Raw genomic sequence first — 16,538 nt, 5'->3', positions numbered from 1 at the left:
GTGAGCCTTGCATGCAAGACTCACCGCGGAATATCCGCTGGACGCAGTCTTGCATAGCTCAGCTATGCAAGCAGCAGTCACAGGTGGTGCGGCACTTGAATAAGTGCAGCACCGAATGCGCAGTACCTAACGAAGACGGTAATAAGCATGAATCTTCACGAGTATCAGGGTAAGCAGCTGTTCGCTGAGTACGGCCTGCCAGTATCCACCGGTTACGCGGTAGACACCCCGGAAGCAGCAGCAGAAGCTTGCGACAAAATCGGCGGCAGCGAGTGGGTTGTCAAAGCCCAGGTCCACGCCGGTGGTCGCGGTAAAGCGGGCGGCGTCAAGCTGGTTCGCAACAAAGAAGACGCCAAAGCCTTCGCACAGCAGTGGCTGGGCAAGCGTCTGGTGACTTACCAGACTGACGCCAATGGTCAGCCAGTCACCAAGATCCTGGTTGAATCGTGCACTGATATCGCTAAAGAGCTGTACCTGGGCGCTGTCGTTGACCGTTCGAGCCGTCGCATCGTGTTCATGGCTTCCACCGAAGGTGGCGTGGACATCGAGAAAATCGCTCACGACACTCCAGAAAAAATTCTGAAAGCCACTATCGATCCACTGGTTGGCGCTCAGCCATTCCAGGGTCGTGAGCTGGCTTTCCAGCTGGGTCTGGAAGGCAAGCAAGTTGCCCAGTTCGCCAAGATCTTCGTAGGTCTGGCCAAACTGTTCCAGGATCACGATCTGGCCCTGCTGGAAGTGAACCCGCTGGTGATCAAGGCTGACGGCGATCTGCACTGCCTGGACGCCAAGATCAACATCGACGCCAACGCCATGTACCGTCAGCCTAAGCTGAAGACTTTCCACGATCCGTCGCAAGACGATCCGCGCGAAGCGCACGCTGCCAAGTTCGAACTGAACTACGTAGCACTGGAAGGCAACATCGGTTGCATGGTCAACGGTGCTGGCCTGGCCATGGGTACCATGGACATCGTCAACCTGCATGGCGGCAAGCCAGCCAACTTCCTCGACGTGGGCGGCGGTGCTACCAAGGAACGCGTTACCGAAGCGTTCAAGATCATCCTGTCCGACACTAACGTCGCTGCAGTACTGGTCAACATCTTCGGCGGCATCGTTCGTTGCGACATGATTGCCGAAGGCATCATCGGCGCGGTGAAAGAAGTCGGCGTGAAAATCCCGGTTGTTGTTCGCCTTGAAGGCAACAACGCTGAGCTGGGCGCTAAAGTACTGGCAGAAAGCGGTTTGAACATCATCGCTGCTACCAGCCTGACCGACGCTGCTCAACAAGTCGTTAAAGCTGCGGAGGGCAAATAATGAGCGTCCTGATCAATAAAGACACCAAAGTTATCTGCCAGGGTATTACCGGTTCGCAAGGTAGTTTCCACACCCAGCAAGCCATCGAGTACGGCACCAAGATGGTTGGTGGTGTAACTCCAGGCAAAGGCGGCACCGAGCACCTGGGTCTGCCAGTGTTCAACACCGTTAAAGACGCAGTCGCTGCCACTGGCGCTACCGCCAGCGTGATCTACGTTCCGGCTCCTTTCTGCAAGGACTCGATCCTGGAAGCTGCTTTCGGCGGCATCAAGCTGATCGTCTGCATTACCGAAGGCATTCCTACCCTGGACATGCTGGACGCTAAAGTTAAGTGCGACGAGCTGGGTGTTACCCTGATCGGCCCTAACTGCCCAGGCGTGATCACTCCAGGCGAATGCAAGATCGGCATCATGCCAGGTCACATTCACTTGCCAGGCAAGGTCGGTATCGTTTCCCGTTCCGGCACCCTGACCTACGAAGCTGTCAAGCAGACTACTGACGCCGGTTTCGGTCAGTCGACTTGCGTCGGCATCGGTGGTGACCCGATCCCGGGTTCGAACTTCATCGACATCCTGAAGCTGTTCCAGGAAGACCCGAAGACCGAAGCGATCGTGATGATCGGTGAGATCGGCGGTTCGGCTGAAGAAGAAGCGGCTGCCTACATCAAGGCACACGTGACCAAGCCGGTTGTTTCCTACATCGCTGGTGTGACTGCTCCTCCGGGCAAGCGCATGGGCCATGCTGGCGCAATCATCTCTGGCGGCAAAGGCACTGCAGACGAAAAATTCGCTGCTCTGCAAGACGCAGGCGTTAAAACCGTGCGTTCGCTGGCAGACATCGGCAAGGCCCTGGCCGAGCTGACTGGTTGGGCTGTCAAGTAAGCCTCGTGCTTGGCTGACGCCTTACCAAACAAAGGCCACCTTCGGGTGGCCTTTGTCGTTTCCGGGATATGTGTTGATCGAACTGACGCCTTCGCGAGCAGGCTCGCTCCCACATCGGAATGCGTCCACCTGTGGGAGCGAGCCTGCTCGCGAAGACGGACTTACAGTCGACAATCATTAACATGTAAAAACGCGACACAAAGATGTCGTATATCGGATAGTTCGCCCTCTAACAGTGCGTTTCTGATCCAAATTCGTTAGGCTACGCGCCATTTTTGCGTCTGCGGCCCACAAGGCACCAACGCGCTAAAAGGGTCGGTCTTATACGGACTGACAGCATTTCCCTCACCCATAGGGAAATCCCTCTCTAAATTCCGATTCAGTAGTGTGGTATTTCCTTAATGAAAGTGTTGAAAGGCCAGGACATCCTGGCACTTGGTTTTATGACGTTTGCCCTGTTCGTCGGGGCTGGCAACATCATCTTCCCGCCTATCGTCGGTTTACAGTCCGGGCCTAATGTCTGGATGGCGGCGCTGGGTTTCCTGGTCACGGCCGTTGGTCTGCCGGTGATCACCGTTGTGGCGCTGGCGAAGGTCGGCGGCGCAATGGATGCCTTGAGCAGCCCGATCGGTAAAGTCGCCGGTGGCCTGTTGGCAGCGGCCTGCTACCTCGCTGTTGGCCCGCTGTTCGCGACGCCACGTACCGCGACGGTATCCTTCGAAGTGGGCCTGGCACCGCTGACCGGCGAGAGCCCGCTGGCATTGTTCCTGTACAGCTCGGTTTACTTCCTGCTGGTGTTCTTCATCTCGCTGTACCCAGGCCGTTTGCTGGATACCGTAGGGCGCTTCCTGGCTCCGCTGAAGATCATTGCCCTGGCCGTGCTGGGCATTGCAGCATTCGCCCTGCCGGCCGGAGACATTGGCCAGGCTACGCCTGAATACGTGGCGGCGCCGTTTTCCCAAGGTTTCATCAATGGTTACCTGACCATGGATACCCTGGGTGCCCTGGTGTTCGGCATCGTCATCGTCAACGCCATTCGCTCCCGCGGCGTCGAGTCGCCAGCACTGATCACCCGTTATGCGATCATCGCCGGCCTGATCGCCGGCGTCGGCCTGGCGCTGGTTTACGTCAGCCTGTTCCGTCTCGGTTCGGGCAGCCATGAAGTGGCCGCTGGCGCTACCAATGGCGCGGCGGTACTGCACGCTTACGTGCAGCACACCTTCGGTTCGCTGGGCAGTGGTTTCCTGGCCGTGCTGATTTCCCTGGCGTGCCTGGTGACCGCGGTCGGCCTGACCTGTGCCTGCGCCGAGTACTTCAGCCGAGTGCTGCCGCTGTCCTACAAGACACTGGTGATCATCCTCGCGGTGTTCTCGCTGCTGGTGTCCAACCTGGGCCTGACCAAGCTGATTGCGTTCTCGATCCCGGTGCTCACCGCGATCTACCCACCGTGCATCGTTCTGGTGGCGTTGAGCTTCTGCAAGGACTTCTGGCATGAGCAGGGTCGTATCCTCGGCCCGGTCATGCTGGTGTCGTTCCTCTTCGGCCTGATCGACGCCCTCAAGGGTGCAGGCCTGGCGGACTGGATGCCGACGCAAATGGCCCACCTGCCGCTGAGCGAGCAGGGCCTGGCCTGGCTGGTGCCTTCGGTGATGACGCTGGTGGTTGCCGTGGTCTGCGACCGTCTGCTGGGCAAGCGCGAAGAAGCGCTGGCTTAAGCTTTACCGGCCCGTCACAAAACAGAAATGCCCCGTATCAATCGATGCGGGGCATTTTTTATGGGGTGATGCGGTGTCTTTTGCGTTGAGCTAACGTCGAAGCACTGCAACACCCTTTGTGGGAGCGAGCCTGCTCGCGAAGGCGTCGCTTCATTCAACGCAAATGTTGATTGATCTACCGCTTTCGCGAGCAGGCTCGCTCCCGCAGGGGGTCGGTACTCCTCTTGCACATCACAAGGACCTGCATGTCGTTTATCCAAGCCAACCTGATCCACATCCTTGCCGCCATCTGGTTTGTCATCTGCTGGGGCGGGTACACCCGTTATGCCACCTGGAAAGGCCGTGACACCGCGTGCCTGGCCAGTGTGCTGCACCTCTATCGTGAAGACTGGATGCGCCGCATGCTGCTGCGCGACAACCGCATCGCCGATGCCAGCGTGATCGGCAACCTGGAGCGCAACGCTTCGTTCTTCGCCTCCAGTACGTTGATTATCCTGGCCGGTATTCTCACGGTGCTGGGGGCTTCGGAAAGGGCGGTATCGTTGCTGGCGGATATCCCGATGGTGCAACAGGCGTCCCAGGGCATGTCAGAAATCAAGTTACTGTGCCTGGCGCTGGTGTTTGTCTATGCGTTCTTCACGTTCAGCTGGTGCATGCGCCAGTACAACTTTGCGGCGGTACTGGTGGGGTCGGCGCCAATGGTCGGCGAGCGTCTTGTGTCGGAGCAAGAGCGCAAGGCGTTTGCTTCCCGTGCGGCCCGCGTCATCTCCATGGCCGCCAACCAGTTCAACTTCGGGCTGCGTTCCTACTACTTCGGCATGACCATGCTGGCCTGGTTTGTCAGCCCCTGGTTGTTCATGTTGATGAGTGCCGGCGTGGTATTTGTGTTGTACCGTCGCGAGTTTCATTCCGACGTTCTCGACGTGATGGTCTATACCCCTACAGAGGCGCCATCGCCCGAGGTGATCAAAGAGGCTGCTTGATGAGTGTTCCGTTCTGGTGTGTGTTTATCAGTGCCGTGCTGATTTACGTGGCGCGTATGCCTGTGACCAAGGCCATGAAAGAGCAGGGCGGTTACAACAATCACCTGCCGCGCCAGCAGCAGGGCCAACTCACAGGTTTTGGTGCCCGTGCGCTGGCGGCGCATCAGAATAGTTTTGAAGCCTTCATATTGTTTGCGGTGGGTGTGCTGATGGCGCATACAACGCAGACGGCAGGCTGGCTCATCGATTTGCTCGCGATCATCTTTGTGATCACTCGGGTTATTTATCTGGTGTGTTACTGGAAGGACCTTGCCTGGCAACGCAGCCTGGTCTGGCTGGTGGGATTAATCTGCTCGCTGTTGCTGATGATTAGTCCGACTTTTCGAACGATTTTGCTCTAAGCATTTTTTTGAAGGCAAAAGAAAACCCGCACTTGGCGGGTTTTCTTTTATCACGCTAAAAACCGGATTAGTTCTTAGGCGCTTCCGGAGCGGCTGGAGCGGCTGGAGTGGCCGGAGCAGCCTCTTTTGCCGCTTCCGCGTTCGATTCAGCCTGAGCTTTGGCAGCTTCGGCGTTTTCTTTCGCGGCGTCGTTCACTTTATCCTGAGCTTTGCTCATGTCTTGCTGAGCTTGCTCAGCATGTTTGTTAGCTTCTTGAGCTTTGTCCTCGGATTTTTTATCGCAGGCAGCGAGACCGAGGGAAGCGGTCAACATCAAGGCAATAGCTAAAGTCTTACGCATGGGGTGTTTCTCCTGATGAAAAGCATGTACTGGCATTAAGAGCTCAGACATCAGGGTTAAGTTCCTTAATTCTTTCAGATATATAAGTTTTGTTCTAATGCGGAACTTTTACCCCGACTGCCACCGCATTGCACGAACGTAAACAAGAGTGTTTATCAAATGGCTGAGAACCCCGTTTTTGAGCGAGCGAAGCGTCTTTTTGTCGGCGCTGCGACATTGTCAGGTACTTGGACTAAGCGTTCACAGCGCCAGCAACGAAGGACTGACGATCGTGCTGCCGTACAGCCCACAGATCGTTGGCAATCCCGAAACCGGCGTGATTCATGGCGGGGCACTGACCTCGCTGATGGACACGGCCTGTGGCATGGCGACGCTCTGTGTGCTCCCGGAGTTCGAAGTCTGTCCGACCCTCGACCTGCGCATCGACTACATGCACGCCGCTGAACCGCACAAGGACGTCTATGGCTTCGCCCAGTGCTACCGGGTCACCACCGACGTAATTTTTGCCCGTGGCTTCGCCTATCAGGATGATCCCGGGCAACCCATTGCCCATGTGATGGGCACATTCATGCGCATGGGCAAGAACATTAAAGGCACCAAGGGCTTTGGTGGCGCGGTTGCCGGAGGTGCGCAATGAGCGACTCGTTGAAGGATCAATTGCAAAAGGCCCATGAGCAGGGTGATTACGCCTCGCTGCTGGGTTTGATTCCCTATGCCCGGCTGATCGGCGTCGAATGTTCACGGGTGGGCGATGAGCTGCTGTTCAAGCTGCCGGCGAGCAAGGACAACATCGGTAACCCATTGCTGCCGGCGATTCATGGCGGTGTGATCGCCGGGTTCATGGAATTGGCAGCGGCGCTGCACCTGCTGGTGTTTACCGGATCGCCCGGGGTGCCGAAGATCATTGACTTCTCCCTGGATTACCTGCGAGCCGGGCAGTTTCGCGACACCTGGGCCCGATGCCAGGTTTGCCGCCAGGGGCGGCGGGTTGCCAACGTGGCGATTACCGCCTGGCAAAGCACTGAGGCCGAACCCATCGCCACGGCCCGTGCACATTTCAAACTCGAGGAGCCCTTGAAATCCTGAACTCAGCCCCAAACTCTGATGACAACCCGCCGCTGACCCTCAAGGTCGCGGCTTATGCCATCTGATTGGAGTTTGATGACCATGAGTGTGGAAACTCAAAAGGAAACCCTGGGCTTCCAGACCGAGGTGAAGCAGCTGCTGCATCTCATGATCCATTCGCTGTATTCCAACAAGGAAATTTTCCTTCGCGAATTGATCTCGAACGCCTCTGACGCTGTCGACAAATTACGTTTCGAAGCCCTGGCCAAGCCAGAGCTGCTGGAAGGCGGCGCCGAACTGAAAATCCGCGTGAGCTTCGACAAGGACGCTAAAACCGTCACTCTCGAAGACAACGGTATCGGCATGAGCCGCGAAGATGCGATCACCCACCTGGGTACCATCGCCAAGTCCGGCACCGCCGATTTCATGAAGCACCTGACCGGCGACCAGAAGAAAGACTCGCACCTGATCGGCCAGTTCGGTGTCGGTTTCTACTCCGCCTTCATCGTCGCCGACAAGGTCGATGTGTACAGCCGTCGTGCCGGCAGCGCTGCCAGCGAAGGCGTGCACTGGTCGTCCAAGGGCGAAGGTGACTTCGAAGTCGCGACAATCGACAAGGCTGAGCGCGGCACTCGCATCGTCCTGCACCTGAAATCCGGTGAAGACGAGTTCGCCGATGGCTGGCGCCTGCGCAACATCATCAAGAAATACTCCGACCACATCGCCTTGCCGATCGAGTTGCCCAAAGAAGTGGCAGCCGCCGAAGGCGAAGAGAAGCCTGCCGTTGAATGGGAAACCGTCAACCGCGCCAGCGCTCTGTGGACCCGTCCGCGTACCGAGATCAAGGACGAGGAATACCAGGAGTTCTACAAGCACATCGCTCACGATTTCGAAAACCCGCTGAGCTGGAGCCACAACAAGGTCGAAGGCAAGCTGGAATACAGCTCGCTGTTATACGTGCCGACCCGTGCTCCGTTCGACCTGTACCAGCGTGAAGCGCCAAAAGGCCTGAAGCTGTACGTGCAGCGCGTGTTCGTCATGGATCAGGCCGAGTCCTTCCTGCCGCTGTACCTGCGCTTCATCAAGGGTGTGGTCGACTCCAACGACCTGTCGCTGAACGTGTCGCGGGAAATCCTGCAGAAAGACCCGATCATCGACTCCATGAAGTCGGCGCTGACCAAGCGCGTGCTGGATATGCTGGAAAAACTGGCGAAAAACGAGCCTGAGCAATACAAGGGCTTCTGGAAAAACTTCGGTCAGGTCATGAAGGAAGGCCCGGCAGAAGATTTCGCCAACAAGGAAAAAATCGCCGGTCTGCTGCGTTTCGCATCGACCCAAGGCGACGATGGCGAGCAGGTTGTCGGCCTGGCCGAGTACCTGGCGCGCACCAAGGAAGGTCAGGACAAGATCTACTACCTGACCGGCGAAACCTACGCGCAGGTCAAGAACAGCCCGCACCTGGAAGTCTTCCGCAAGAAAGGCATCGAAGTGCTGCTGTTGACCGACCGCATCGACGAGTGGCTGATGAGCTACCTCAGCGACTTCGACGGCAAGAGCTTCGTCGACGTGGCGCGCGGTGACCTGGACCTTGGCAACCTGGACTCGGAAGAAGACAAGAAGGCCGCGGAAGAAGTCGCGAAGTCCAAAGAAGGTCTGGTTGAGCGTCTGAAAACTGCACTGGGCGAATCCGTTGCGCAAGTTCGGGTGTCCCATCGCCTGACCGATTCGCCGGCGATCCTGGCCATCGGCGAGCAGGACCTGGGCCTGCAGATGCGCCAGATCCTCGAAGCCAGCGGGCAGAAGGTTCCGGATTCGAAGCCGATCTTCGAGTTCAACCCGGCTCACCCGCTGATCGAGAAGCTCGACAACGAGCAGAGCGATGAGCGCTTCGGCGATCTGTCGCACATCCTCTTCGATCAGGCGGCCCTGGCAGCCGGCGACAGCTTGAAAGATCCGGCGGCCTATGTGCGCCGTCTGAACAAACTGTTGGTCGAGCTATCAGCTTAACTGTGTTGTAGAAAAACCCGCTTCGGCGGGTTTTTTCATTCTGGTGTTCAACAATCAGGAGTCAGAAATGAGCCAAATCACTGTACGTTCCGTTGCCTATCAGATTGATGGCCAGGCCTACGAAAGCCGTCTGGCCTTCGATGCCGACCATAAAGGCCCGCGTCCGGGCTTGTTGATGGCACCGAACTGGATGGGCGTCAGCGCCGGTGCCGAGGAGATCGCCAGGTCCGTGGCGGCCAAGGGCTACGTGGTGCTGATCGCCGACCTTTACGGGCAATCACTTCGTCCGTCGAACAATGACGAGGCCGGGGCGGCAATGATGCCGTTGAAGAATGACCGTGGGTTACTGCGCAAGCGCATGCAGGTGGCGTTCGAGCAGTTGCAGAGCCAGGGCGAGGCGGCAGTCGATACGTCGAAGCTGGCGACCTACGGTTTCTGTTTCGGCGGTTGCTGTGCCCTGGAGTTTGCCCGTACCGGTGCGCCGGTGAAGGCTGCGGTATCCTTCCACGGCACGCTGGACACACCGAATCCGGCCGACGCGAAAAACATCAAGGGTAAGGTCCTGGTCCTGCACGGTGCCTCCGATCCACTGGTGCCGAAGGAGCAGTTGCCGGCGTTCGAAGATGAAATGAACGCGGCCGGTGTGGACTGGCAGTTGCTGAGCTACGGCGGTGCGTTTCACTCGTTCACCGACCCGCATGCGAATGTGCCGGGGATGATGATGTATGACGCGAAGATCGCCGCTCGGGCGTTCACGTCGATGCATAACTTGCTGGATGAAGTGTTCAAGGTTTAATTCAGTATCAGGTACTGACAGAGTCGGTGTCTGATTAGGCCTCTTCGCGAGCAGGCTCGCTCCCACAGTTGACCGCGTTCCAGTGTGGGAGCGGGCTTGCCCGCGAAGGCAGCCTGACTAACAATAGAAAAACTAAGGCAATTCGATCCTCTCACTTTCCCCCGGCACCGTCGGCCAGTCCCCGGCCGCCCAGCGCCGGCGCGCTTCATCAATCGCCGCCGGATCGCTCGCGACAAAATTCCAGTTGATCCGCCGTGGCCCGTCCAGCGGTGCGCCGCCAAACAACACGGCGTGACTGTCGCTTTCAGCAAACAGGGTCAACTCTTCTCCGGCAGGCAGTACTACCAGCGAATGCGGTTCTATCAGCTCGCCATCCAGTTGCATCTCGCCGCTCAACACATACAGCGCACGTTCTTCATGCTCGGTGGGAATCAGCAATGTCGTCGCCGTTTGCAGATGCAATTCCGCGTACAGCGTAGGAGAAAGCACCGGAACTGGTGATTCCAGGCAAAAGCCCGACCCGGCAATCATGCGGATCTTCACCCCCAGGTTTTCGCTGACTGGCAAGGTGGACGCCGGATGGTGGCTGTAATGCCCCGGACCCTGTTCTTTGTCCTTGGGCGATGCCAGCCAGATCTGCAAACCGTGCATCGTGAAGCCGCTCTCCTTGAGAGCCTCGGGCGTGCGTTCGACGTGGGCAATGGCGCTGCCGGCCGTCATCCAGCTGACATCGCCGGTATCAACAACCTGATCGGAACCCAGGCTGTCCTTGTGCTGGATTTGCCCCTGGAACAAATAGGTCAGGGTGGACAGGCCGATGTGCGGGTGCTGGCGGATATTCATGCCTTTACCCGGCGGATAACGGGTTTCCAGCATGTGATCGAAAAACACGAATGGCCCGACGCTGCGGCACTTGGCGGATGGCAGTGGACGCAGGATCGGCTGACCTTCGACGTCTTCGGTGCGGGGGCGGATCACGAGCGGAGTGTTCATGGTGCGTTCCAGGCTGGGCGGGTGATGCGTTCGAGCATAACCCGCTTGCGCAGCCCTTGCCGCTATTGGCTGAAGGCGCCTTCGGACAAATGCGTTTCGATGCTGACTTCAGACGTGGTCATCAGCTTGTGGATCGGGCAGCGATCGGCCACGCGGTGCAGCTCGTCGCGCTGGGCGTCGCTGAGTGCGCCCTTGAGGGTCAGTTTGACGTGCAGCGTGTATTGGCCTTTCTGTTCCAGGCTGTTGTCGCGCTTGACCTCGACGCCGACACCGGTCAACGGGATGTCTTTCTTCTTCGCATAGAGCTTGAGGGTCAGGGCTTTGCAGGCGCCGAGCGCAGCATCGAAATAATCGTGCGGTTCCGGCGCGCTGCCTTCACCGCCCGCCGTGACGGGCGCGTCGGCGAAGAGTTCATGGTCATCGATTTGTACGCTGTGGCGAAAGCCTTCGGCAGAAACGGTGTTGACGGTGACAGTCATGGGAAACCTCGCAAGCAACAGGATATTTATTCGATCAAAAAGACCTTGAAGGTATAGAGCATGGTGCCGGATGTGCGTTCCGGTTTTCTTGTACAGGTGGGGCTTTTCGCTGAATCGTTACCGTAGCAGTGATGGTGTTTTGCATGCAGCAACGTCGCAAGCTTCGCGCGAGTCCGACCGCATTGCCCGGCACGGACGAGAACAAGTGCACCAGACGGTGCTGTCGATCGAGTCGCTGGCCGAGGAGTCAAAAGATCGCAGCCTTCGGCAGCTCCTACAGGGTTATGCGAGCCATGTAGGAGCTGCCGAAGGCTGCGATCTTTTGATGCAAAAAAAAGCCCCGCGATGGCGGGGCTTTTCGTGTCGATCCGGATCAGCTGCCTTTGACAGTCTTGCCGTTGACCTTGCCGTCCAGGAGCATGATGTTGTACTCCTTTCCGTCGGTTTCGACCTGTTGCAGGCGGACCAGCAGGTGATCCCAGTCCTTGGCGAACCACATCACGGTGATGCGTTTGCTCTGCGTCGGGTCGCGCACGCGCTCAACCTTGATTGCATCGATCTGACCGGCCTTGGTGTCGACTTTTTCCGGGCCCAGCACGCGGAAGTCATAGGTGTCGACTTCACCGCCATCGACCACTTGATAGCTCATGGTCTTTTTGCCGGCAGCGACATCATGTTGCAAAGCCAACTGGTAGGTGGACTTGTCGAGCATGCCGCGGTTGAGGGGGAGCTTGACGGCGTCACCGCGGTCGGTGCCGGTGATCATCTTGGTGTTCCAGTCGAAATCCAGGTCCGATTTCTTGGCTTTGCCCAGGCCGCCACGTTCAAAGTGGTACGACTCCGGAAGAAGCGTGTCCTTGTCCAGGGTCAGGGTGCTTTCCTCGGACAGGCTGGCAATCATCATCGATGCCTTGAAACTCAGTTTCCATTTGCCGTCGCTGGTTTTTTCGAGGCTGCGCTCGGCAGTGCCGCTCATGGGGAGCTGTTTCCAGTCGGCGGTGTAGCTGGCGGAGAAAGGTTGAAGTTCTGCCGCCTGAGCGAAGGGCATAGCGAGCAGAGCGCAAGCGAAGAGCAGGGCGCGACGCATAAAATCTCCTAGTTTCGAATCAAGTGGCCGCTGGCCGCGAGTAGCTGTCCATCCAGTAAAGCACCTTGCTCGCCGAGGGCCAGACGACCTTCGGCAAACCAGCGTACGGCCATCGGGTAGACCAGGTGTTCCTGAACATGGACCCGCTGCGCCAGACTCTGCGGCGAATCCTGTAACTCTACCGGTATTACAGCTTGTACGACCAGTGGTCCGCCATCGAGTTCCTCGGTGACGAAGTGCACGGAGCAGCCGTGCTCGGCGTCGCCAGCCTCCAGCGCGCGCTGATGAGTGTGTAACCCTTTGTATTTGGGTAGCAGCGAGGGATGGATATTGAGCAGGCGACCCTGATAGTGGCGTACGAAACCCGCGCTGAGAATGCGCATGAATCCGGCCAGTACCACGAGTTTGGGATTGAAGGCGTCGATCAGTTCGATCAGCGCGGCATCGAAGGCCTCGCGACCTTCGAAAGCCTTGTGATCCAGGGTGCGGGTGTCGATACCCGCGTCCCTGGCGCGTTGCAGGCCGTAGGCGTCGGCGCGGTTGGAAATCACCGCAGCGATGCGGACCGGGCTGTCGCCGGTCCGCGTGCTGTCGATCAGGGCCTGCAAGTTACTGCCGGTGCCGGACAACAGCACCACGACATCACAGGTCTTAGGCATCAGTGAGCCTTGAGGTTTTTCAGTTCTACCTGAGCCGCGCCTTCGGTAGCGGTGGAGATCTGGCCGATGACCCAAGGCTGTTCGCCCGCTTCACGCAGAACGTTCAGCGCGGTTTCAACGTGCTCTTGAGCGACGCAGATAACCATGCCGACGCCGCAGTTCAGCACGCGGTGCATTTCGTTCTCTTCGACGTTGCCTTTCTCTTGCAGCCAGTCGAACACGGCCGGACGGGTCCAGCTCGCCACGTCAACCACGGCTTGAGCGCCTTTTGGCAGAACGCGCGGGATGTTGTCCAGCAGGCCACCACCGGTGATGTGGGCCATGGCTTTGACCGCGCCGGTTTCCTTGATCAGCTTGAGCAGCGGCTTCACGTAGATGCGGGTCGGGGCCATCAGCAGGTCGGTCAGCGGCTTGCCGTCGAGCTGGGTGTTTTCGATGTCGGCGCCGGACACTTCGATGATCTTGCGGATCAGCGAGTAGCCATTGGAGTGCGGGCCGGAAGACGGCAGGGCGAGCAGGGCGTCGCCGGCAGCAACCTTGGAGCCGTCGATGATTTCGGATTTTTCCACGACGCCGACGCAGAAGCCGGCCAGGTCGTAGTCTTCGCCTTCGTACATGCCCGGCATTTCAGCGGTTTCACCGCCAACCAGCGAGCAGCCCGACAGTTCGCAGCCAGCGCCGATGCCGGTAACAACCTGGGCAGCGGTGTCGACGTTCAGTTTGCCGGTGGCATAGTAGTCGAGGAAGAACAGTGGTTCTGCGCCGCACACCACCAGGTCGTTGACGCACATGGCAACCAGGTCGATGCCGATGCTGTCGTGCTTGTTCAGGTTCAGTGCCAGGCGCAGCTTGGTGCCGACGCCGTCTGTACCGGAAACCAGCACAGGCTGTTTGTAGCCGGCCGGGATTTCGCAGAGGGCGCCGAAACCGCCCAGGCCGCCCATGACTTCCGGGCGCGCAGTGCGCTTGGCGACGCTCTTGATGCGTTCGACCAATGCTTCACCGGCGTCGATGTCTACACCGGCGTCCTTGTAGCTCAGGGAGGGTTGCTTGCTCATGATCCAGGCCTTTAGGGGGGGATTTCTGGGTAACGACCGAGTCCGTCGGGAGCGCCGAAGCTGCGTAGGCGAGAACCATGCGCGCTATTCGGACACTGCCCGGCTGTTGCCGGTCTGCGAAGGCGCGCGATTTTATCAGGCTTGAGCCGCAGCGGCCATCCTCAGGCCGACAGCAGGGCCATATCCGTTAAAAAAAACCGTTGATGCGCGGTGTCGGTGGCATCCTGCCTGGCTGTATAAGGTGTCGCGATTAACCGTCTATCGTTATGACAGTGCGAAAACTTACCCGGAACGTGTGAATGTTTTGCATCGGGCAATGGTCACAGCCTTGCTCGATCGTCTTCATGCGGTCTGTTCCAGCCGCTCTTGTCGTCAGGAATCTTCCATGCGTTTTTGTAAATTCTTGCTTGTGAGTTGTTTGTCAGTGGTCAGCCTGGTCAGTCAAGCCGAAACCGTCAAAGGCCTTTATCAGGTGCGCGAGCCGGTGAATGGCCAGTCGCCCGAGGAGCGTGAGCAGGCGACTCAACGTGCATTGGACACTTTGGTGTTGCGCCTGACCGGCGATCCCAAGGCCGCTCAAAATCCGGGGCTGGCGGCCATTCGTAAAGAGCCGCAACAGATCATCAGCCAATACGGCTTTGAAGCCGGTCCGCCGGAAGTCCTGAAAGTCGATTTCGACCCGGGTACCACCGAGCAGGCCTTGCGCCGCGCCGGCCTGGCCATGTGGGGGGCCAATCGGCCGTCGATCCTCGGCTGGTGGCTCAACGATTCCACCGAGGGTTCAAGCCTGGTGGGCGACGGCCAGGCCAGCGCGGCTCCGCTGCGTCGGGCTGCCCAGCACCGGGGCTTGCCATTGCGCTTGCCATTGGCGGACCTGAACGAACAGATCGTCGCGACCGCACCGAATCTGGAAGGCGCAGATTCCGGCCCTTTGCTTGCGGCATCGGAACGCTACAACGCCGACGCCCTGCTCGCGGTACACGCCAAAGAGGAGGGCGGGCAGTGGCAAGCCAAGTGGCAATTGTGGCTGGGAGATAAAAAAGAGGCAGGCAGCGTGCAGGGCGCCGATCAGGCCGCCGTGGCCGATGCGGTGATGCTGGCGGTCAATGAGCGCCTGGCGCCGCGGTTTGTCGCCAAGCCCGGTGCTTCAAGTGCGCAATTGCTGGAAGTGCAAGGCATGAATCTTGAACACTACGCGTCCCTTGGGCGCTTGCTGGAGCCATTTGGCGGGCGCGTGCAAAGCGTTGACGGCGACCGGATCGTCTACCGGGTCAATGGCAGCGCCGAGCAGTTGCGTGCTCAACTGTCGCTGGCAAGGTTGCAGGAAGCGCCGGCGGCTCAGGCACCGACTCCGGCAGTGCCGGTTCAGCCTGCCGTCGGTGGTGCGGTGCCTACCCCGGCGCCTGCGCCAGCCCCGACACCGCAACTGCGGTTTCGCTGGTAGTTTTTCTCTCTTTATATAGAAGCAATGGAGTGGTTCATGGCCGATACGCGGCGTTGGTTCTGGCTCGGCGGGGTGGTCCTGCTTTGTGTTTTTGTCTGGTTGTTGCATCCGATCCTGACGCCGTTCCTGGTGGCCCTGCTGTTGGCCTATCTGTTCGACCCGCTGGTGGATCGACTGGAGAAGGCGGGGCTGTCTCGAACCTGGGGTGTAGTGGCGGTGTTTGCCCTGTTTACATTGATCCTCACCGCGCTGCTGTTGGTCCTGGTGCCGTTGCTCGCCCGGCAGCTGTTTCGTTTGTATGAACTGGCCCCGCAAATGCTTGACTGGCTGCAGCACACGGCGTTGCCCTGGGCGCAATCGAAGTTCGGCCTGTCGGAGGGCTTCTGGAAGTTCGACCGGCTCAAGGCAGCCATCGGCGAGCATATGAGTCAGACCTCCGATGTTGTCGGCGTGGTACTGAGTCATGCCACTGCCTCCGGGCTGGCGTTGATTGGCTGGTTGGCGAATCTGGTGTTGATCCCGGTGGTGAGCTTCTATCTGTTGCGCGATTGGGACCTGATGATGGCCAAGGTCCGCAGCCTGCTGCCCCGGGATCGTGAAGCGCGCGCGATGTCGCTGGCGGGTGAATGCCATGAAGTGCTCGGAGCGTTCATTCGTGGCCAGTTGCTGGTCATGGTGGCCCTGGGGGTGATCTATGCAGCAGGCCTGATGCTGGTCGGGCTGGAGCTGGGCTTGCTGATTGGCGTGATTGCCGGTCTGGCAGCGATCGTGCCGTACATGGGGTTTATCATCGGCATCGGTGCGGCGCTGATTGCAGGGCTATTCCAGTTCGGTGGCGATCCATACCCGATGCTCGGCATTGTCGCGGTGTTCATGGTCGGCCAGGCGCTGGAGGGTATGGTGCTGACACCGTTGCTGGTCGGTGACCGGATTGGTCTGCACCCGGTGGCGGTGATTTTCTCGATTCTGGCCGGGGGTGAGCTGTTTGGCTTTACCGGTGTGCTGCTGGCATTGCCGGTCGCCGCGGTGATCATGGTGCTGGTGCGCCATGTGCAAGATTTGTATAAGGATTCCGATATCTACGGGGGGGTCGACGAACCGCAGGGGTAAAGGGTGTCGATGGGCGATGGCGGGCTGCCCGGGTTCGTGCCGGGTCAGCCTGATTACACAGCGCGAGTGTTACATGCACCGCCAAAGAAACTGTCATAAAACCGGTGCGTTAACGCAAACCTTTGATTTTGCTTGTGGTCTATCGCATTGTGCGGCCCGCTTCACGGGTATAAACTTCGCAAACTTTACACAGAGGCCACTAACGG

General features: G+C 58.8%; 16 protein-coding genes and 1 pseudogene. 11 read left to right on the top strand and 6 right to left on the bottom strand.

Going from position 1 to position 16,538, the window contains the following annotated elements:
• The first annotated feature begins 147 nt into the window (after positions 1–147).
• From sucC to PPUTUW4_RS19265, 5 genes are all read left to right on the top strand, one after another.
• Positions 148–1,314 carry an ADP-forming succinate--CoA ligase subunit beta gene (sucC, locus tag PPUTUW4_RS19285; RefSeq protein ID WP_003223015.1) on the top strand — a complete coding sequence of 389 codons (1,167 nt, stop codon included), beginning with the start codon at positions 148–150 and terminating at the stop codon, positions 1,312–1,314.
• Positions 1,314–2,195 carry a succinate--CoA ligase subunit alpha gene (gene sucD / locus PPUTUW4_RS19280; RefSeq protein ID WP_003223019.1) on the top strand — a complete coding sequence of 294 codons (882 nt, stop codon included), beginning with the start codon at positions 1,314–1,316 and terminating at the stop codon, positions 2,193–2,195. Before sucC ends, sucD begins: the two co-directional genes overlap by 1 nt.
• 401 nt (positions 2,196–2,596) lie before the next feature.
• Positions 2,597–3,910, top strand: coding sequence for a branched-chain amino acid transport system II carrier protein (brnQ, locus tag PPUTUW4_RS19275; protein ID WP_015096185.1), 1,314 nt, complete (start codon positions 2,597–2,599; stop codon positions 3,908–3,910).
• A gap of 245 nt (positions 3,911–4,155) precedes the next feature.
• Complete coding sequence (locus PPUTUW4_RS19270) at positions 4,156–4,893, top strand: DUF599 family protein (RefSeq protein WP_015096184.1); 738 nt, start codon at positions 4,156–4,158, stop codon at positions 4,891–4,893.
• Positions 4,893–5,294: an MAPEG family protein gene (locus PPUTUW4_RS19265; protein ID WP_015096183.1), complete on the top strand. Its 402-nt coding sequence runs from the start codon at positions 4,893–4,895 to the stop codon at positions 5,292–5,294. Before PPUTUW4_RS19270 ends, PPUTUW4_RS19265 begins: the two co-directional genes overlap by 1 nt.
• Before the next feature lie 67 nt (positions 5,295–5,361).
• Here the strand turns inward: PPUTUW4_RS19265 and PPUTUW4_RS19260 are convergent, their stop codons facing one another.
• Positions 5,362–5,634: a hypothetical protein gene (locus tag PPUTUW4_RS19260; RefSeq protein WP_015096182.1), complete on the bottom strand. Its 273-nt coding sequence runs from the start codon at positions 5,632–5,634 to the stop codon at positions 5,362–5,364.
• A gap of 159 nt (positions 5,635–5,793) precedes the next feature.
• On the opposite strand from PPUTUW4_RS19260, the pseudogene PPUTUW4_RS19255 reads away from it, so the two are divergent.
• The 4 genes and pseudogenes from PPUTUW4_RS19255 (at position 5,794) to PPUTUW4_RS19240 (ending at position 9,502) form a co-directional block, all read left to right on the top strand.
• Positions 5,794–6,271 (top strand): annotated as a pseudogene (locus PPUTUW4_RS19255) (PaaI family thioesterase).
• The gene (locus tag PPUTUW4_RS19250; protein ID WP_015096180.1) at positions 6,268–6,720 is read left to right on the top strand and encodes a PaaI family thioesterase; all 453 of its coding nucleotides are present in this window, start codon (positions 6,268–6,270) and stop codon (positions 6,718–6,720) included. The pseudogene PPUTUW4_RS19255 and the gene PPUTUW4_RS19250 overlap by 4 nt, the downstream one beginning before the upstream one ends.
• 81 nt (positions 6,721–6,801) lie before the next feature.
• Positions 6,802–8,706 carry a molecular chaperone HtpG gene (gene htpG, locus PPUTUW4_RS19245; RefSeq protein ID WP_015096179.1) on the top strand — a complete coding sequence of 635 codons (1,905 nt, stop codon included), beginning with the start codon at positions 6,802–6,804 and terminating at the stop codon, positions 8,704–8,706.
• A 67-nt stretch (positions 8,707–8,773) separates the two neighbouring features.
• Positions 8,774–9,502 carry a dienelactone hydrolase family protein gene (locus tag PPUTUW4_RS19240; RefSeq protein ID WP_015096178.1) on the top strand — a complete coding sequence of 243 codons (729 nt, stop codon included), beginning with the start codon at positions 8,774–8,776 and terminating at the stop codon, positions 9,500–9,502.
• A 132-nt stretch (positions 9,503–9,634) separates the two neighbouring features.
• Here the strand turns inward: PPUTUW4_RS19240 and PPUTUW4_RS19235 are convergent, their stop codons facing one another.
• The 5 genes from PPUTUW4_RS19235 to purM all read right to left on the bottom strand — a co-directional run bounded on the left by PPUTUW4_RS19235 (position 9,635) and on the right by purM (position 13,778).
• On the bottom strand, positions 9,635–10,495 hold the full coding sequence (locus PPUTUW4_RS19235) for a pirin family protein (RefSeq protein WP_015096177.1): 861 nt from the start codon (positions 10,493–10,495) through the stop codon (positions 9,635–9,637).
• Positions 10,496–10,557: 62 nt separating this feature from the next.
• Positions 10,558–10,974: an OsmC family protein gene (locus tag PPUTUW4_RS19230; protein WP_015096176.1), complete on the bottom strand. Its 417-nt coding sequence runs from the start codon at positions 10,972–10,974 to the stop codon at positions 10,558–10,560.
• Positions 10,975–11,347: 373 nt separating this feature from the next.
• On the bottom strand, positions 11,348–12,061 hold the full coding sequence (locus tag PPUTUW4_RS19225) for a DUF3108 domain-containing protein (RefSeq protein WP_015096175.1): 714 nt from the start codon (positions 12,059–12,061) through the stop codon (positions 11,348–11,350).
• Between the two features lie 8 nt (positions 12,062–12,069).
• Positions 12,070–12,720, bottom strand: coding sequence for a phosphoribosylglycinamide formyltransferase (gene purN / locus PPUTUW4_RS19220; RefSeq protein WP_015096174.1), 651 nt, complete (start codon positions 12,718–12,720; stop codon positions 12,070–12,072).
• On the bottom strand, positions 12,720–13,778 hold the full coding sequence (purM, locus tag PPUTUW4_RS19215; RefSeq protein WP_015096173.1) for a phosphoribosylformylglycinamidine cyclo-ligase: 1,059 nt from the start codon (positions 13,776–13,778) through the stop codon (positions 12,720–12,722). Before purM ends, purN begins: the two co-directional genes overlap by 1 nt.
• A 385-nt stretch (positions 13,779–14,163) precedes the next feature.
• Between purM and PPUTUW4_RS19210 the strand changes: the two genes are divergently transcribed.
• Together PPUTUW4_RS19210 and PPUTUW4_RS19205 are read left to right on the top strand one after the other, a co-directional pair.
• Positions 14,164–15,222 (top strand): DUF2066 domain-containing protein, encoded by a 1,059-nt coding sequence (locus tag PPUTUW4_RS19210; protein ID WP_015096172.1) that lies wholly within the window; start codon positions 14,164–14,166, stop codon positions 15,220–15,222.
• A gap of 36 nt (positions 15,223–15,258) precedes the next feature.
• Complete coding sequence (locus PPUTUW4_RS19205) at positions 15,259–16,332, top strand: AI-2E family transporter (RefSeq protein ID WP_015096171.1); 1,074 nt, start codon at positions 15,259–15,261, stop codon at positions 16,330–16,332.
• Positions 16,333–16,538: the final 206 nt, after the last annotated feature.

Origin of the sequence: Pseudomonas sp. UW4 (genome assembly GCF_000316175.1) — a bacterium.
GTDB classification, from domain to species: domain Bacteria; phylum Pseudomonadota; class Gammaproteobacteria; order Pseudomonadales; family Pseudomonadaceae; genus Aquipseudomonas; species Aquipseudomonas laurylsulfatiphila.
Note: the sequence above shows the minus strand (reverse complement) of the source record. Positions and strands in the feature narration are given on the sequence as shown.

Excerpts from the sequence above, each read along its gene's own strand:
- sucC (WP_003223015.1), top strand. The coding sequence starts at position 148 with ATGAATCTTCACGAGTATCAGGGTAAGCAGCTGTTCGCTGAGTACGGC.
- sucD (WP_003223019.1), top strand. The coding sequence starts at position 1,314 with ATGAGCGTCCTGATCAATAAAGACACCAAAGTTATCTGCCAGGGTATT.
- brnQ (WP_015096185.1), top strand. The coding sequence starts at position 2,597 with ATGAAAGTGTTGAAAGGCCAGGACATCCTGGCACTTGGTTTTATGACG.
- PPUTUW4_RS19270 (WP_015096184.1), top strand. The coding sequence starts at position 4,156 with ATGTCGTTTATCCAAGCCAACCTGATCCACATCCTTGCCGCCATCTGG.
- PPUTUW4_RS19265 (WP_015096183.1), top strand. The coding sequence starts at position 4,893 with ATGAGTGTTCCGTTCTGGTGTGTGTTTATCAGTGCCGTGCTGATTTAC.
- PPUTUW4_RS19260 (WP_015096182.1), bottom strand. The coding sequence starts at position 5,634 with ATGCGTAAGACTTTAGCTATTGCCTTGATGTTGACCGCTTCCCTCGGT.
- PPUTUW4_RS19250 (WP_015096180.1), top strand. The coding sequence starts at position 6,268 with ATGAGCGACTCGTTGAAGGATCAATTGCAAAAGGCCCATGAGCAGGGT.
- htpG (WP_015096179.1), top strand. The coding sequence starts at position 6,802 with ATGAGTGTGGAAACTCAAAAGGAAACCCTGGGCTTCCAGACCGAGGTG.
- PPUTUW4_RS19240 (WP_015096178.1), top strand. The coding sequence starts at position 8,774 with ATGAGCCAAATCACTGTACGTTCCGTTGCCTATCAGATTGATGGCCAG.
- PPUTUW4_RS19235 (WP_015096177.1), bottom strand. The coding sequence starts at position 10,495 with ATGAACACTCCGCTCGTGATCCGCCCCCGCACCGAAGACGTCGAAGGT.
- PPUTUW4_RS19230 (WP_015096176.1), bottom strand. The coding sequence starts at position 10,974 with ATGACTGTCACCGTCAACACCGTTTCTGCCGAAGGCTTTCGCCACAGC.
- PPUTUW4_RS19225 (WP_015096175.1), bottom strand. The coding sequence starts at position 12,061 with ATGCGTCGCGCCCTGCTCTTCGCTTGCGCTCTGCTCGCTATGCCCTTC.
- purN (WP_015096174.1), bottom strand. The coding sequence starts at position 12,720 with ATGCCTAAGACCTGTGATGTCGTGGTGCTGTTGTCCGGCACCGGCAGT.
- purM (WP_015096173.1), bottom strand. The coding sequence starts at position 13,778 with ATGAGCAAGCAACCCTCCCTGAGCTACAAGGACGCCGGTGTAGACATC.
- PPUTUW4_RS19210 (WP_015096172.1), top strand. The coding sequence starts at position 14,164 with ATGCGTTTTTGTAAATTCTTGCTTGTGAGTTGTTTGTCAGTGGTCAGC.
- PPUTUW4_RS19205 (WP_015096171.1), top strand. The coding sequence starts at position 15,259 with ATGGCCGATACGCGGCGTTGGTTCTGGCTCGGCGGGGTGGTCCTGCTT.